We start from the raw sequence: 16,209 nt of genomic DNA, 5'->3' as shown, positions 1-16,209 counted from the left end.
GACTGATGAACCCGCCGACGTTACGCCAGCGCTCCCACTAACATCCATAACGTGGTTATTAACAGTGACAGCGCCATCAGGCTGTTAAACAGCCGCAGCTTCCATGCAACCTGTAAATGCCTTCCCAGCCGATCGCCCATCAATGCCCAAAGTAAAATGCACGGCAGGTTCAAGAGCATAAAGCTCAACATCACCGTCAATATATGACTGTTCACTGCGTATATCAGCGCGATGTTAATCGCCATCAGCCAGGCTTTGGGATTCACCGCCTGGAACAAGACCCCGCCGATAAAGGTCATCGGGCGCGCTTTTTCACGCAGTTCGGGTGCGCCCGAACGGAATATTTTCCATGATAACCACAGCAGGTAGCTACAGCCAAGTAGCGTTAGCGGCAGGCGTACTGCGCCCATCCATTGCAGTAACACGTCAAGCATCACCCCCGCCAGCGCCGTCTGTAATCCACAGCCTATCAGGATGCCGCTCACCATCGGCAAGGTACGGCGCATGCCAAAATTAACCCCGGACGTGGCCAGCATCAGGTTGTTAGGGCCAGGGGTGATCGACATCACGGTGACATAACTAATAAAAGAGGGATCGAGCATGATTGATGTCCTGCATGGCAAATAAGAACATCAGTGTAAAGGCTTAAATTTGATGGTAACAGATGCAGAAAATGTCTATTGTTATGAGTACAAACTTGAAAAATAACGACTGTACCCATTCTTTCAGGAGACGACTGTGTCCATCGCAGACCCGCAGATGACGCTGTACCACCAGCTGGCAGAAACCCTCGCAGAGGCTATTCATCAGGGCACGTTTATGCCCGGTAGCCGTCTTCCTGCGATTCGCCGCTGTGCCAGTATGCACCAGGTCAGCATTAACACGGTGCTTACCGCCTACGGCATCCTTGAAGATCGTGGGCTGATTGAGGCCCGTCCGCAGTCCGGCTACTACGTGCGCGATGCGCTGCCGCCGCTCACGCGCCAGGCTCTCCATCACACCAGCGTACGCTCTCCTGGCAGCGAGAAGCTGGATCTGATAGACACGGTATTTGCTGCGCAGAATCATCATGAATACACCAATATCTCGCTTGCCTGCCCCCAGAGCGGCGAGTTTTTTCCGACGGCGAAAATCAGCCGTATTATGGCCTCGTTATTGCGCCGCGAACCTGAACTGATTGGCCGCTACGCCCTGCCGCCGGGCAGCCCGCGCCTGCGGCGTGAAATTGCACGCCGCTCAATGGAGCTCGGCATCACTATCGGTGCCGATGATGTTACTCTCACCCACGGCTGTATGGAGGCGCTACAGCTTGGGCTGCGGGCGGTGACAAAACCTGGCGACTGCGTCGGCGTGGAGACGCCAACCTATTTTTATCTTTTCCCGCTTATCGCCAGCCTCGGCCTCAAGGTGGTAGAGATCCCCACCGATCCACAAACCGGGCTATCGCTGGATGCGCTGGAGTTACTGCTACAGGAAAAGCGCCTTCAGGCACTGATTGCAATGCCGAATGCACAGAATCCGCTAGGCAGCACTATGACCCTGGAGGGAAAAAAGCGGCTGGCGCGGCTGGTAAACCACTATCAGGTGCCATTACTGGAAGATGGTTTATATGCCGAACTCCAGTTCTGCTGGCCGCTGACGCCAGCGGTTAAAGCCTTTGACCAGGGAGGCTGGGTTCTTTATTGCGCCAGCTTCACCAAAACCGTCACCCCAGACTTTCATATCGGTTGGATTGCTGCCGGGCGCTTCAGCCAACAGCTGGCGCGGCTGAAAGCCGTTTCTTCACTGGCCGAATCGCGCCTGTTGTCGGAAACCCTGGGCCATTTCCTCGAATCCGGGGGCTATGATCACCATCTCCGCACGTTACGCCGCCGTTACGCCGCCCAACTGGAAGAGGCACGCGGGATCATCGCCCGTCATTTTCCACAGGGCACCCGTGCGACACGTCCGAGCGGCGGCTTTGTTTTCTGGGTCGAGTTGCCGGGTGATATCAACTGCGTTGAGTTATTCCATCGGCTGTTACAGGAGAAGATCTGCCTGACGCCGGGCGCGCTCTACACGCTGGGCGAGCGCTGTAATCACGCGCTAAGACTCTCCTGCTGCTATCCGTTCGATGAACGCTATACCTGGGCGCTGAAACGTACCGGCGCACTGGCCTGCGAGATGAGCGGCATCGCCGCCGGGATGAATTAATGTTTCAGCTTAATGCCATCTCTTTTTTAGCCGCTGTGTACTATTAATAGGTATCGATACTGATAACCCCCCCTCTTTTTAAACCCTGACAGGTACAAACATGACGCAACTACGCCCTTTCAAACAGGTGGACGTTTTTACTTCCACCCCCTGTAACGGTAATCCGCTGGCAGTCATTATGGATGCCAACGGCCTGAGCGATGCGCAAATGCAGGCTATCGCCAGCTGGACCAATCTTTCGGAAACCACTTTCGTGCTGCCGCCGACAGACGAAGCAGCCGACTACCGGGTGCGTATTTTCACAAAGGATATGGAGCTTCCATTCGCCGGGCATCCAACGCTTGGCACCGCACATGCGCTACTGGAAGCCGGCCATCCGATCAAACTACCCGGTCAGATCGTGCAGGAGTGCCCGCTGGGGCTGGTAAAAATCAAAATCGGCGCGAACGGTGCGTTGGCCTTTGCCGCACCGGAGGCCATTCTCACACCGTTCAGCGACGCCCCGATTAGCAGCGCGCTTAACAACGCGCCGATGGAAGAACAGCTTCCGGTGATGATTGCTGATATGGGTATTCGCTGGCTGCTGGTGCCGATGGCCTCAGCAGAGGCCGTTTTGGCGACAAAGCCAGATGCGGTGGAGTTTGCCCGCCTGCTACAAAAAACGCGGGTGAATGGCGTGATGATATTTGCGCCACTGCAAGGTGCAAATGAGCAGTACGAAGTGCGGGCACTCATCATTGAACAGGGCGCGCTGAACGAAGATCCGGTAACAGGCAGCGCCAACGCCTGTCTGGCGCGTTATTTCCAGGCGCGCGGGGTGGAACTGGATTACCAGGTCCGTCAGGGAACGGCGTTACAGCGGGCAGGTCGGCTTAGCGTGGGTTACGCCGCCGACGGTATCTGGATTGGCGGGCAGACCATCACGGTCATTAACGGCACTATTCAGGCATAAATAACGCGCGGGCCATCGTTTGGCCCGCCGCGCGCTATGCCCTTTTCTGCAGCTTCCACCGGTGGATAACTCACCCGAAGATTCGCACCGTCAGGCTCTGAAACGATACGTTAGCTGATCAGCAGGCTATAATTGGCAGCAGACGATTTATCAGAAGGAATAAAGAAGGATTCATGGCAGATAATCAACAATGTGACATCCAAAACAGTGAGCAGTCTGCGGATAAGCCGCTCATTGCGATAAAAACCGGTAATCATACCATCGACAAGTCCATTACTCGCGTATCACGACTGGTTAGCTGGTTCCAGGCTATTCCGGCGGTGGCGCACTTTTTACGGGCAGGGGAACGATTCAACGACCGCCTGGGTAGCCAGTTTGGCGCCGCGATTACCTATTTCTCATTTCTTTCACTGATCCCCATCCTGATGGTTTCGTTTGCCGCCATCGGCTTCGTACTTGCATCAAATCAAGATTTGCTTACCGAGTTGATTAATAAGATCGTCAGTAATATCAGCGATCCGTCGTTGGCGTCTACGCTGAAAAATACGGTGAATACCGCCATTCAGCAGCGTACCACCGTCGGGCTGACGGGGCTGCTGGTTGCCCTTTATTCCGGAATTAGCTGGATGGGGAACCTGCGCGAGGCGATCCGTGCCCAGTCGCGTGATGTCTGGGAGCGCGCCCCACAGGACCAGGAAAAAGTCTGGTTTAAATACACGCGTGACTTCATTTCGCTGATTGGCCTGATACTGGCGTTAGTGGTCACCCTTTCGCTGACCTCCATTGCCGGGGCTGCACAGGCGAGCATCGTGCACGCGCTAGGCCTGGAGAACATTGAATGGCTGCGTCCGGCGATGACGCTGATCGCTCTGTCGATCTCAATCTTCGCCAACTACCTGCTGTTTTTGTGGATTTTCTGGATACTGCCACGCCATAAGCCGCGTAAAAAAGCGCTGTTTCGCGGCACTCTGCTGGCGGCAATCGGTTTTGAGGCGATCAAATTTATTATGACTCTGACGCTGCCTAAACTGGCTTCGTCGCCTTCCGGTGCTGCCTTTGGTTCAGTACTGGGGCTGATGGCATTTTTCTACTTCTTTGCGCGGCTAATCCTGTTTTGTGCCGCCTGGATCGCGACGGCACAATACCAGAACGATGAGGAAGACGCGGAGCAGAGCTGATAGGCCAGAGGGTCGATCCTGAACCAGGGATCGGCCCTCTGCCGGAGCGCCAGCGGCCTGAAATCCCCCGCCCCAATGCCTTATTTTAGCAAGGCGCAGCTGTGGTCCTGTAGCTCCTCGGCAGAAGCCAAGTTCAGCGACAGGAGATGACGTTTCACCACCATCAGCACTCGTTTGCCGTCGCCCAACGCCGCGACGGCCATGCCATAACTGCCCATGTCATCACGGGCACCGGGTAGCTCATTCGCCAGACGAATAAACGGGCTGGTACGTTTAAATTCGTCACGCGTCACCACGCGCAGCTGATACTCATGCTCGCCGAGCTGATGGGTTTGCCATGTTGCATTCAATGTTGAGCTTAGCGCATCCAACCGCTGACGAATATCAGGGCGCAGGCAGGAGATATGAATATGAAGCTGATTTTGGCTACGTCCCCAGCGTGAATTAATGGCCAGCGAGTAGTTGCTATCGTCAATACGTACTCCGCGTTTCTCCTCCATAAAGTGACGTGCCCGCCAGGCTTCGGAAAAAAAATTAGGCGTGGCCGGATTCTGCAACTTTTGGCTTTCGATTCCGCTAATTTTGGCAACCGGCATCAATAAGAATTGCAGCGGGCCGTTTTGATCTTTCATCACCACATAACCGTTGGCAATATTAACCTGACGACAAGGCTCAGGGTGACCGTGGAACTGCTGTTCGGGAATGCATTGCTGACTAATAATCTGCCAAAGCTTGTCTGATTTACTATTATAATTCAATGCAATACAGAATAAAGATAGTGTTATCAGCCCGACGAAAACTATCAGAACGGTAATGACCCGTTTTCGCTTCTGCATCATTTCAAACCTCTACCCGATAATTGTTCACAATGTAAACCAAGCCAGGCAGAAAATCATGAAAAATCATTCTGCTTCAGCGAATTTATTGGAAACAATACGGCCATCCTATCCAGTTTAAGCACCTACCATTAAAAAAAAGAGCCGACGTTTGCCGGCTCTTATTAACTATGCGGAATAGAAAATAAATTTAACGCTTCATCACCTGATCGTATGTTCCCCCTTCTGCGAAGTGGGTTTTCTGCGCCTGTGTCCATCCACCAAACTTGCCATCAATGGTAAACAGCTTTACCGGTTGGAAGGTGCTGGCATACTTTTTGGTGACGGCTGCATCACGCGGACGATAGAAGTTTTGTGCCGCAATTTCCTGCCCCTCGGTCGAATAGAGATACTTCAGATACTCATCGGCCACTTTACGGGTTCCACGTTCATCAGCCACTTTATCGACCACCGAGACGGTCGGCTCAGCAAGGATAGATTCGCTCGGGGTAACAATTTCAAACTTGTCTTTACCTAGCTTGTTAACCGCCAGATAAGCCTCATTCTCCCATGCAATCAGCACGTCACCGATGCCGCGTTCGACAAAGGTATTGGTTGCGCCACGCGCGCCGGAATCCTGGACTTCAACGTTCTTGAATAGCGCCTTAACGTATTCTTGCGCTTTCGCCCGATCGCCGTGATTCTGATCCAGCGCCCATCCCCAGGCAGCCAGATAGTTCCAGCGTGCTCCACCGGAAGTTTTAGGATTTGGCGTAATGACGGACACGCCAGGCTTAATCAGATCCGGCCAATCGTGGATCTGTTTCGGATTGCCTTTACGTACCAGGAATACAATTGTGGAGGTATAAGGTGCGGAGTTGTCGGGCAGACGTTTGATCCAGTTTTTATCAATACGCCCACGTTCGGCAATTGCATCAACGTCTGACGCCAGCGCCAGGGTCACCACATCGGCTTTGATGCCGTTGATCACTGAGGTTGCCTGCTTACCGGAGCCGCCATGCGACTGACGGACGATCACATCGTCGCCGGTTTCCTGCTTATAGTGCGCGCTGAACGCTTTGTTATACTGTTCATATAGCTCACGGGTTGGGTCATATGAGACATTTAATAGCTGGATGTCCTTCGCCAGTACGCTGGTTGAGGCCAGTAACAGGGTAACTCCCACACTCCACTTATTCATTGCACGCACTCCCAAAGGTTTTATCTGTTATGGAGCGTGACACAAAGTATTGCACGTATTAAAGAATTAAAAATTAGTTGTCATAACCATATGGAATAAGGTTTTGCAGAGAAAAGGCGCTGATAACCAGCGCCTTATTTCCAATTAGTAAAGTTTCTTGGCAGTATCCAGCCAGTCACCTTTAAACGGACGCTTCATATTTTCAATCGCATCGATAATATCGTGATGCACCATCTTCTCGTTCTGAATGCCGACACAGCGCCCGCCGTACCCCTGTAACAGCAGCTCAATCGAGTAGGCTCCCATACGTGACGCGAGAATACGGTCGTATGCAACCGGAGCACCGCCGCGCTGGATATGACCCAACACCGTTGCGCGCGTTTCGCGTTTAGTTTCCTGTTCGATATATTTTGCCAGCTCGTCGATATCGCAAATATGTTCCGTGATCGCCACAATCGCGTGTTTTTTCCCTTTGGCGATACCGCCTTTGATCTCATTCACCAGCTCTTCACGCGTATAAGGAATTTCCGGCAGCACGATAAACTCACAGCCGCCGGCAATCGCCGCCGCCAGTGTCAGATCGCCACAGTAACGCCCCATCACCTCAACGATTGAAATACGCTGATGCGAGGATGAAGTATCACGCAGACGGTCTATGGCCTCCACCACGGTTTCCAGCGCGGTGAAATAACCGATGGTGTAATCCGTACCGGCCACGTCGTTATCGATAGTGCCCGGCAAACCGATACATGGGAAGCCCATTTCGGTCAGTCGCTTAGCACCCATATATGAACCGTCACCGCCAATCACCACCAGCGCGTCAATACCGCGTTTCTTCATGTTTTCAATGGCGACGCTGCGCACATCTTCATGGCGAAATTCAGGGAAGCGTGCCGAACCCAGGAAGGTACCACCACGATTAATCATATCCGACACGCTGTAGCGGTCGAGATTGATCATGCGGTCTTCATACAATCCCAGATAGCCATCATAAATACCGCAAACTTCAAGACCTTCGCTAAGGGCAGCGCGCACAACGCCGCGGATCGCAGCGTTCATGCCCGGAGCATCGCCACCACTGGTCAGTACACCGATTTTTTTGATCATGACAACCTCTGAACTTGTTGATGCAAATGATGAATTCTGGACGCCGTAGCGGGTCGACGTGCACGAAAAAGATAATCGACTCAATGAATAGCACTAGTATATCAAACCCTGCGGGACGAATTGATTCAGGTCTGGCAGTATTCGGCTATTTTTTTGCGCTTTCGCATCTTTTTGGCAGTTTTCGCGCCGTCGTTTTGTTGAAAACGGCTCACTGCCCGAATTTTCCCTGCCGTTCTTTCGCCACCACGGAGCGAGGATCCTGATGGATAATCACATCAGAACCTGGAAACTTGTGCAGCAGCGCCTGTTCAACCTGATCCGCCAGCCGATGCGCCTCACAGAGCGGCAGATGATCATCCATTTCCAAATGCAGCTGAATAAAGCGCGTCGGGCCGGACTGCCGGGTGCGAATATCATGCGCACCACATACGCCAGGCCAGGCTGCGACGATATCAACGATCGCCTGATGTTCTGCAACGGGTAAAGCGCGGTCGAGCAGCGCCTGTACGGCATCGTAGCCCATACGCAAAGCGCTATATAAAATCCAGACGCCAATGCCTAAAGCAAACAATGCATCGGCGCGCTGAAAACCATACCAGCTCAACGCCAGCGCCAGCAAAATAGCGCTATTCATCACCACGTCAGACTGATAGTGCAGCATATCGGCACGGATTGCCTGACTGCGAGTGTGGCGGACGACCCAACGCTGGAATGTGACCAGAATCAGTGTAGAAAACAGCGCTATCAGCGTAACGATAATCCCCACCAGAGGGGCTTTCATCTCTTCAGGAGAGGTTAAATGTTGTAAGCCGGTGAGGAACAGAAAGAGCGCGGAGCCACAGATGAACATGCTTTGTGCAAGTGCGGCAAGAGACTCAGCTTTACCGTGACCAAAAGTGTGTTCGGCGTCGGCAGGCTGTAAGGAATAGCGCACAACCAGCAGATTGGTCAAAGAAGCGGCAATATCGACCAGCGAATCCACCAGCGCCGCGAGAACGCTGACCGATCCGGTATACCACCAGGCAAAAATTTTAATAATCAGTAGCAGCGAAGCCAGTACCGTGGCAGCAATAGCCGCCGCAAAGACCTGCCGCGCATAGTTTGCATTCATAGCGGCTATCCACCCGATTGAGTCGGTTAAGTATACTGGATCTGCGATAAAAAAAACCCGCCATCATGGCGGGGTAGACGGGAATATGTTATCTGATGAATGGCAACATGTTGAATAATGGGTTTATTGCACACATTGCCGATATATCGATGACATCCCGCAACACTGACGATACGATTTTTTCAGCTTTTTGTAAGGTTTAATCAGCCGTACTTTCGTGCAAAGTTTTCATCTGAAGAGCACAGGTAGATGATAAATTCTATGAACGAGATAAACGCTGGTATAAAAGTCCAGCAGAAAATCAGATATAAGAAACCCTGACCGATTTTACCCAGATAAAACTTATGTACACCAAACCCGCCGAGGAACAATGCCAGCAATGCTGCTGCAATTCTGTTTTTGTCGCCGCTACCCGTATTCTGACCCGCACCGCAACCGGGGCATGCCTTAGCAGTACTGTGTATCTCCTTGCCGCAACCACGGCAAAAAACCATCCCAGACATAAACTCTCCTAATTTTTCAGACAAACGTATTATTTAACCGGCCTCAAGCCTAAGATTTCAGGCCGCCATCTAAATGATGAATTGCTGCGCTGATGGGTCATATTTTCTTTATATGGCGATAAGGTTTAACTGCTCATCGCTATCGTTAGCCGTGCGCATATTAAGATAAGTCTCATCATTAATCTATTCAGTTTCATCAGTTTTTCTAAATCTTCCGCACCAGTATGGGTGATAAATCATCACGTTGAGGTAGATTTCGGGACAAAGCCGCAATCCCGATACGCTGCGGGAAAGTCCTGAAAAGCGGGGTTAAAACAGGCACCCGATAAACGCGATTGACCTTGTAACGGAAGTGAGAAAGGCACAGGCAGACGGCGGTAACGTGTTATGGCGGTCTGATTCAGAAAGTAGCGATAGCGGACGATAAAAAAAACCCGCCATCATGGCGGGGTAGACAGGGATACGTCTATGGCAAGGAAAACAAGGATACTGTTTTAATGTTGCTAAGGAGTTCTATCGGAACTGCTGGCTGCCTGCAGCGGTGAGGAGAGCTGCATATTCGTCAACCTGCGCAGTTCATCAAGGCGCTGCTGATGTTTCTTGTTCAAAATGCCTTGCTGCTGAGGCGTTAACAGATGGTACATCTGGTTGCGAACCCTGGCCATCTCGACCTGGCGAACAACTTCAGCCTGTGCAATTTTTTTTGCCTGAGCCTCATAGGCCACCTGATCAAATTTATCTGCAATAATCAGTTCGTGCAGTTTCTCTAAATCGTTAATACTTATAGGAGATCGATCGTGCCTGCCCTGCTGCATCAGGTCACGCATCTGTTGACGCTGCTGTTCCGTCAAACTGATGCCATCAAACATGTGGTTTTGTGGAAATTGCCTCAGTGTACGGTTCGCTCCGTCATCCTGATGTGTCTCTTCAGTCGTCGCGGCGTTTGCAAACCAGGCGGCGAAGAGGATATATATCAGCGCCGGAACCACAACGACGGCAGTAACTTTGCGCATCGCTCACTCCCAGGTACGTTTCCGTATTTCGATTCAACAAAATCGAGTCTACGGTGCACGCTGCAAACATGCGTCAGGGGGTGTAAAACTACGTAAAGTGATAGATTGAGCGCATTCGTTCACGGTATTTTGCCTGCGGAGGGCAATAAAAAATGAATAAGATCTTGTTGGTTGACGATGACCGCGAATTGACTTCGCTACTGAAAGAATTGCTTGAGATGGAAGGATTTAACGTTCTGGTTGCCGGTGACGGCGAGCAGGCGCTGACGCTACTGGATAACAGCGTCGATCTGTTATTGCTTGATGTCATGATGCCAAAGAAAAACGGTATCGATACGTTGAAGGAACTGCGTCAACAACATCAGACGCCGGTCATTATGTTAACCGCGCGCGGAAGTGAGCTGGACCGCGTACTTGGCCTTGAACTGGGAGCAGATGACTACCTGCCTAAACCTTTTAACGATCGTGAGCTGGTCGCACGTATTCGCGCCATTCTGCGTCGTTCTAACTGGAGCGAACAACAGCAGCATCACGACAACAGCTCGCCCACACTGGAAGTTGACCTGCTACGACTCAATCCAGGCCGTCAGGAAGCCAGCTTTGATGGTGAGACGCTTGATTTAACGGGGACCGAATTTACCCTGCTCTATCTGCTGGCCCAGCATCTTGGTCAGGTGGTCTCGCGTGAGCATCTCAGCCAGGAAGTGCTGGGCAAGCGCCTGACGCCCTTTGACCGGGCAATTGATATGCACATCTCCAACCTGCGGCGCAAATTGCCGGAACGCCAGGACGCCCATCCGTGGTTTAAGACGCTGCGAGGCCGGGGTTACCTGATGGTATCCGCAACATGATATCCAGCCTGACCACCCGTATCTTTGCCATTTTCTGGCTGACTTTGGCGCTGGTACTGATGCTGGTGTTAATGCTGCCCAAACTTGATTCGCGTCAGATGACGCCGCTGCTGGACAACGAGCAGCGGCAGGGCACGATGATTGAGCAACATGTTGAGGCGGAACTCAGTCAGGATCCGCCCAACGATTTAATGTGGTGGCGCAGGCTGTTTCGCGCCATCGACAAATGGGCGCCCCCCGGACAGCGACTGCTTTTGGTCACCAGTGAAGGGCGTGTGATTGGCGCGCAGCATAATGAAATACAGGTGATCCGTAATTTTATCGGGCAGTCTGATAACGCCGATCGTCCGCAGAAGAAAAAGTACGGCCGCCTGGAGATGGTGGGGCCGTTCTCCATTCACGATGGTGAAGATAACTATCAGCTGTATTTGATCCGTCCGGCAGGCAGTTCACAGTTGGACTTTATCAACCTGCTGTTTGACCGCCCGCTGTTGCTGCTGATTGTCACCATGTTGATTAGCTCACCGCTGTTGCTGTGGCTGGCATGGAGCCTGGCAAAACCCGCACGGAAACTGAAACATGCCGCCGATGATGTCGCGGCAGGTAACTTACGCCAGCGTCCTGAACTGGAGTCGGGACCACAGGAGTTCCTCGCAGCCGGTGCCAGCTTTAACCAGATGGTCAGCGCGCTGGAACGCATGATGAACGCACAGCAGCGCTTATTATCCGATATATCCCATGAGCTACGCACCCCGCTCACGCGACTGCAGCTGGCGACCGCCCTGATGCGCCGTCGTCACGGTGAAGGTAAAGAGCTGGGTCGTATTGAGATGGAAGCGCAGCGGCTGGACGGAATGATCAGCGACCTGCTGGTACTGTCGCGTACCCAACACAAAAATGCGCTGGTGAGTGAGGCGATCAAGGCTAACCACCTGTGGTCGGATGTTCTGGAAGATGCGCGCTTTGAAGCCGAGCAGATGGGGAAAATGCTGGAGATCCCCTATCCTCCCGGTCCCTGGCCGCTTTACGGCAACCCCAGCTCACTAGAAAGCGCGCTTGAGAACATTGTGCGCAACGCTCTGCGCTATTCGCACAGTAAAATCTCGGTCAGCTTTGCGGTTGATAAACAGGGCATTACCGTTCATGTCGATGACGACGGTCCAGGTGTTAGCCAGGAAGACCGCGAACAGATTTTCCGTCCATTCTACCGTACCGATGAGGCGCGCGATCGTGAATCTGGCGGCACTGGCCTGGGGCTGGCGATTGTCGATAACGCCATTCAGCAGCACCGTGGCTGGGTCAAAGCCGATAACAGCCCGCTGGGTGGTTTGCGCCTGACAATATGGCTACCGCTGTATACCACTCACAGTGATTAATTTGCTATCCTTCGGCCCTCGTTCCTGAGGGCCGCATCATGCTAAATATCGTTTTATTTGAACCCGAAATCCCGCCAAATACCGGAAATATCATCCGCCTTTGCGCCAATACCGGCTTTCAGCTGCATTTAATCGAGCCTCTCGGTTTCGCCTGGGATGATAAACGACTGCGTCGTGCCGGGCTGGACTATCACGAATTCGCCGCAATCAGGCATCATGCCAACTATGAGGCATTTGTCGCCTCGGAAGTACCACAGCGTTTGTTTGCTCTCACTACCAAAGGTACGCCTGCACACAGCGCGGTAAGCTATCAGGAGGGAGATTACCTGCTATTTGGACCCGAGACGCGTGGCCTGCCTGCCGGGGTGCTTGATACACTGCCGGCACAGCAAAAAATTCGCATCCCGATGATGCCGGACAGCCGCAGCATGAATTTATCTAACGCAGTTTCAGTGGTGGTGTATGAGGCGTGGAGACAGCTGGATTACGCAGGCGCAATATTGAGAGACTGAACCCTGTGGCAGCCAGTTCGCGTGCTGCTCGTGCAGAGAAGGTGACACAGACGCTAAATGCTTGACAAGGTCGGGCACAGCCCGACCCGCAAACGGTCAGCGAGTGAAGCCGCTTTCAGATCCCGTCACCAAACTCAAAACCTGGCACCATCCCATTGAAATGCTGGTCCATTTCCATCGATGGCTTGTCGCTGTCAGGCTTGCCGACGATACGAGCCGGAACACCCGCAGCGGTGGTATGCGGAGGCACAGGCTGTAACACCACTGAGCCCGCGCCGATTTTCGCACCGCGCCCCACTTCGATATTACCGAGGATCTTGGCACCCGCCCCGATCATTACCCCTTCGCGGATCTTGGGATGACGATCGCCGCTGGTTTTACCGGTACCGCCAAGAGTGACCGATTGCAGAATCGAGACATCGTCTTCAATGATTGCCGTTTCGCCGACAACGATGCCGGTTGCGTGGTCCAGCATAATGCCGCGACCAATTTTCGCCGCAGGGTGGATATCCACGGCAAAAGAGACGGAAATTTCGTTCTGCAAATAGACGGCGAGCGCTCGGCGGCCTTCGTTCCACAACCAGTGGCCAATACGATAAGCCTGCAACGCATGGAAGCCTTTCAAATACAGCAGCGGGGTGGAATACTTGTCCACTGCCGGGTCGCGCTGACGCACCGCCTGGATATCGCAGGCAGCGGAGATAATCATCGACGGATCTTGTCGGTAGGCGTCCTGAATCACTTCACGCACGGCAATCGCTGGCATAATGGGATTCGCCAACTTATTAGCCAGCATATAGCTCAACGCGCTTCCCAGGTCGTCATGTTTCAATAACGTGGCGTGGTAAAAACTGGCCAGCATCGGTTCACACTCAGCCAGCGCGCGCGCTTCTGTTTTGATGTCATCCCAGATCTGTTCAGGTTCTACGCACGACATGATTCTCTCCCCATAAAAAATGGCGTCCGATCAGACGCCACAGACGACTACACTGTGGATTCGGCTCAGCCGCCGTTATTTTCGTCCTTCCTTGAGCGCCCCAGCAGACTCAATGCTGCATCGCGCGCCTTTTTTCCGCAATAGAGAACCTGATAAATTTGTTCGGTAATCGGCATCTCAATACCGTAAGACTCTGCCAGTACTTTGACTTCTTTGGTATTGCGGAAACCTTCGACAACCTGCCCGATGGCATTCTGTGCGCCTTCAACATCAAAGCCCTGCCCCAACATCATGCCAAAGCGTCGATTGCGTGACTGATTATCTGTGCATGTCAGGACTAAATCGCCCAACCCGGCCATCCCCATAAAGGTAGCAGGATCGGCACCCAGCGCCGCGCCAAGACGGCTCATTTCTGCCAGACCACGGGTGATTAATGCGGTGCGTGCATTGGCACCGAAGCCAATACCGTCTGAGATCCCCGCGCCAATAGCGATAACGTTTTTAACCGCTCCGCCCAGCTGCACGCCGATAAAATCGGGATTATTATAGACGCGGAAGCTTTTGCCACAGTGCAGCAACTGCTGCAATTCTTCAGCAAACACGCTATCCGTTGCCGCCAGCGCAATCGCGGTTGGTAAACCCGCCGCCAGCTCTTTGGCGAAGGTTGGCCCAGAGATCACTGCCAGCGGGATATTCTCCCCGAGGATCTCACGCGCCACATCCTGCAACAATCGCCCGGTCTCTTTTTCCAGACCTTTGGTTGCCCAGACCAAACGCGAATCGGCACGCAGGTGAGGTTTTATTTGCTGCAAGACATCGCCAAATACGTGGCTCGGCACGACCACCAGCAAATCGCGACTGGCCGCAATCGCTGACGCAAGGTCGCTTTCGACTATCAGGGTGTCCGGGAAAGGCACATCGGGAAGAAAGGCCTGATGGCAACGGTCTGCCTGTAACTGAGCTTGATGCTGGGGATTATGCCCCCACAGCACCACCTTATGACCGTTACGGGCCAGCGTTATTGCCAAAGCGGTGCCGTAAGAACCGGCACCGATAACGCTCATCGCAGCATAAGCGTTACGCATTACGCGTCCTGCTGCGGCGCTGCACCTTCTGACTGCTGGAGATAATTCATAAACAGCGCGTCAAAGTTAACCGGTGCGAGGTTAAGCTGCGGGAAAGTACCACGCGCGACCAGACTGGTGATACATTCACGAGCATACGGGAACAGGATATTCGGGCAGTATGCGCCCAGGCAATGTGCCATCTGAGTCCCTTCAATACCGCCAATGGAGAAGATGCCCGCCTGCTGAACTTCACACAGGAATGCGGAATCTTCACCTACGGTCGCTGTCACCGTTACGCGCAGCACCACCTCATACACATCGTCAGCTAGCTGGCTCGACGCGGTATCAAGATCCAGTTTAACTTCAGGTTCCCACTCTTTCTGAAAAACCTGCGGTGCGTTAGGTGCTTCGAAAGAGACATCTTTGGTATAAATACGCTGGATCTGGAAAGACATCTCGGTGTTGTTTTGTTCTGACATGGTACTTGACCCTATGAGTTAATAATCCGTTACTGTGCGGCAACAATAGACAGGCAATACAGTGCGCCGATGCGCAGCCTTTCCCTATTTTAACAGCGGCTCAAGACCGTTACGACCGTCAAGAGCGAACAGGTCGTCACAACCACCAATGTGCTGCGCATTAATAAAAATTTGAGGAACCGTGGTACGGCCGCTGCGTTTTATCATCACTTCACGCATTGAGGCATCCCCATCGATCGGGATTTCCTGATAGCGGGCCCCTTTTTGATCCAGCAGCGCTTTCGCCCGATGGCAAAAAGGACAGGTTGCTTTGGTGTAGATCTCAACAGTCGCCATGTTCGGCCCTCCAAAAATGAATTGATCGCGGTTCTACGGTTTATTTGCCGCGAACCAATGGCAGGTTCTCGCTGCTCCAGCCTGAAACGCCATCTTTCAGTACGTACACCTGCTCATAACCTGCCGCATTAAGCTGCGCTGCCGATTCAACAGCAGAGGTGCCCGTGGCACAAGCCACGATCAGCGGCTGGGCTTTATGTTTTTCCAGCTCGCCAAAGCTACCTTTCTTGATATCTGCGGCCAGCACGTTAATCGCATTAGAAATATGGCCCTTGCGGTAATCATCACGCCCACGCACGTCTACTACCACGGCTTCTTCTTTGTTGATCAATCGAGTCGCTTCACCACGACTAATCACTTTTACTTTGGAGAACATGCCCTTAACGGTGGTGACGATCACCAAAACCAGCAGTACAACCCACGCCAAAGCTAAAATGGTGTGATTGCCTGCGAACTGCATAATATCTTGCATGAGGGGTAACAACTCCCGAAAGGGTTAATAAGCGAAAACAAGGCTTCTGAGTATACCTGCCAGTTGTGCCATGTACAGTCGAGAAGCCCTTCAGAGTTACGTTTTC

Annotated in this window: 18 protein-coding genes; 6 read left to right on the top strand and 12 right to left on the bottom strand. The window is 52.7% G+C overall.

The window, feature by feature from the left end; genetic code table 11:
• Positions 1 to 20: 20 nt before the first annotated feature.
• The gene (locus EPIR_RS00570) at positions 21 to 602 is read right to left on the bottom strand and encodes a LysE family translocator (protein ID WP_023653347.1); all 582 of its coding nucleotides are present in this window, start codon (positions 600 to 602) and stop codon (positions 21 to 23) included.
• Positions 603 to 759: 157 nt separating this feature from the next.
• Between EPIR_RS00570 and EPIR_RS00565 the strand changes: the two genes are divergently transcribed.
• The 3 genes from EPIR_RS00565 (at position 760) to yhjD (ending at position 4,323) form a co-directional block, all read left to right on the top strand.
• Complete coding sequence (locus EPIR_RS00565) at positions 760 to 2,193, top strand: aminotransferase-like domain-containing protein (RefSeq protein ID WP_202813326.1); 1,434 nt, start codon at positions 760 to 762, stop codon at positions 2,191 to 2,193.
• Positions 2,194 to 2,293: 100 nt separating this feature from the next.
• Positions 2,294 to 3,145 (top strand): PhzF family phenazine biosynthesis protein, encoded by an 852-nt coding sequence (locus EPIR_RS00560; protein WP_023653345.1) that lies wholly within the window; start codon positions 2,294 to 2,296, stop codon positions 3,143 to 3,145.
• 173 nt (positions 3,146 to 3,318) lie between these two features.
• Positions 3,319 to 4,323 (top strand): inner membrane protein YhjD, encoded by a 1,005-nt coding sequence (yhjD, locus tag EPIR_RS00555; protein WP_023653343.1) that lies wholly within the window; start codon positions 3,319 to 3,321, stop codon positions 4,321 to 4,323.
• Between the two features lie 80 nt (positions 4,324 to 4,403).
• Here the strand turns inward: yhjD and EPIR_RS00550 are convergent, their stop codons facing one another.
• The 6 genes from EPIR_RS00550 to cpxP all read right to left on the bottom strand — a co-directional run bounded on the left by EPIR_RS00550 (position 4,404) and on the right by cpxP (position 10,073).
• A complete protein-coding gene (locus EPIR_RS00550; RefSeq protein ID WP_048696589.1) occupies positions 4,404 to 5,159 on the bottom strand; it encodes a CDP-diacylglycerol diphosphatase in 756 nt (251 codons plus the stop codon).
• Positions 5,160 to 5,349: 190 nt separating this feature from the next.
• Positions 5,350 to 6,339: a sulfate ABC transporter substrate-binding protein gene (locus tag EPIR_RS00545; RefSeq protein ID WP_023653341.1), complete on the bottom strand. Its 990-nt coding sequence runs from the start codon at positions 6,337 to 6,339 to the stop codon at positions 5,350 to 5,352.
• A 144-nt stretch (positions 6,340 to 6,483) separates the two neighbouring features.
• Positions 6,484 to 7,446 (bottom strand): 6-phosphofructokinase, encoded by a 963-nt coding sequence (gene pfkA, locus EPIR_RS00540; RefSeq protein ID WP_023653340.1) that lies wholly within the window; start codon positions 7,444 to 7,446, stop codon positions 6,484 to 6,486.
• 208 nt (positions 7,447 to 7,654) lie between these two features.
• Positions 7,655 to 8,557 carry a CDF family cation-efflux transporter FieF gene (gene fieF, locus EPIR_RS00535; protein ID WP_023653339.1) on the bottom strand — a complete coding sequence of 301 codons (903 nt, stop codon included), beginning with the start codon at positions 8,555 to 8,557 and terminating at the stop codon, positions 7,655 to 7,657.
• Between the two features lie 203 nt (positions 8,558 to 8,760).
• Positions 8,761 to 9,060, bottom strand: a complete 300-nt coding sequence (locus tag EPIR_RS00530) for a TM2 domain-containing protein (protein ID WP_023653338.1) — start codon at positions 9,058 to 9,060, stop codon at positions 8,761 to 8,763.
• 503 nt (positions 9,061 to 9,563) lie between these two features.
• On the bottom strand, positions 9,564 to 10,073 hold the full coding sequence (cpxP, locus tag EPIR_RS00525; RefSeq protein ID WP_023653337.1) for a cell-envelope stress modulator CpxP: 510 nt from the start codon (positions 10,071 to 10,073) through the stop codon (positions 9,564 to 9,566).
• A gap of 152 nt (positions 10,074 to 10,225) precedes the next feature.
• Between cpxP and cpxR the strand changes: the two genes are divergently transcribed.
• Genes cpxR through trmL form a run of 3 tightly spaced genes read left to right on the top strand, consistent with a single transcriptional unit; the run spans position 10,226 to position 12,812 of the window.
• Positions 10,226 to 10,924: an envelope stress response regulator transcription factor CpxR gene (gene cpxR / locus EPIR_RS00520; RefSeq protein WP_023653336.1), complete on the top strand. Its 699-nt coding sequence runs from the start codon at positions 10,226 to 10,228 to the stop codon at positions 10,922 to 10,924.
• The gene (gene cpxA / locus EPIR_RS00515) at positions 10,921 to 12,300 is read left to right on the top strand and encodes an envelope stress sensor histidine kinase CpxA (protein WP_023653335.1); all 1,380 of its coding nucleotides are present in this window, start codon (positions 10,921 to 10,923) and stop codon (positions 12,298 to 12,300) included. Before cpxR ends, cpxA begins: the two co-directional genes overlap by 4 nt.
• Before the next feature lie 38 nt (positions 12,301 to 12,338).
• A complete protein-coding gene (trmL, locus tag EPIR_RS00510) occupies positions 12,339 to 12,812 on the top strand; it encodes a tRNA (uridine(34)/cytosine(34)/5-carboxymethylaminomethyluridine(34)-2'-O)-methyltransferase TrmL (RefSeq protein ID WP_023653334.1) in 474 nt (157 codons plus the stop codon).
• Positions 12,813 to 12,927: 115 nt separating this feature from the next.
• On the opposite strand, the gene cysE is transcribed toward trmL, so the two are convergent.
• From cysE to EPIR_RS00485, 5 genes are all read right to left on the bottom strand, one after another.
• The gene (cysE, locus tag EPIR_RS00505; protein WP_023653333.1) at positions 12,928 to 13,749 is read right to left on the bottom strand and encodes a serine O-acetyltransferase; all 822 of its coding nucleotides are present in this window, start codon (positions 13,747 to 13,749) and stop codon (positions 12,928 to 12,930) included.
• 65 nt (positions 13,750 to 13,814) lie between these two features.
• The gene (gene gpsA, locus EPIR_RS00500) at positions 13,815 to 14,834 is read right to left on the bottom strand and encodes an NAD(P)H-dependent glycerol-3-phosphate dehydrogenase (RefSeq protein WP_023653332.1); all 1,020 of its coding nucleotides are present in this window, start codon (positions 14,832 to 14,834) and stop codon (positions 13,815 to 13,817) included.
• Positions 14,834 to 15,295 carry a protein-export chaperone SecB gene (gene secB / locus EPIR_RS00495; RefSeq protein ID WP_023653331.1) on the bottom strand — a complete coding sequence of 154 codons (462 nt, stop codon included), beginning with the start codon at positions 15,293 to 15,295 and terminating at the stop codon, positions 14,834 to 14,836. Before secB ends, gpsA begins: the two co-directional genes overlap by 1 nt.
• A gap of 84 nt (positions 15,296 to 15,379) precedes the next feature.
• A complete protein-coding gene (grxC, locus tag EPIR_RS00490; RefSeq protein ID WP_023653330.1) occupies positions 15,380 to 15,631 on the bottom strand; it encodes a glutaredoxin 3 in 252 nt (83 codons plus the stop codon).
• Between the two features lie 40 nt (positions 15,632 to 15,671).
• Positions 15,672 to 16,103: a rhodanese-like domain-containing protein gene (locus EPIR_RS00485; RefSeq protein ID WP_023653329.1), complete on the bottom strand. Its 432-nt coding sequence runs from the start codon at positions 16,101 to 16,103 to the stop codon at positions 15,672 to 15,674.
• Positions 16,104 to 16,209: the final 106 nt, after the last annotated feature.

Origin of the sequence: Erwinia piriflorinigrans CFBP 5888 (assembly GCF_001050515.1) — a bacterium.
GTDB lineage: Bacteria > Pseudomonadota > Gammaproteobacteria > Enterobacterales > Enterobacteriaceae > Erwinia > Erwinia piriflorinigrans.
This window is presented reverse-complemented; position numbering and strand designations above follow the sequence as displayed.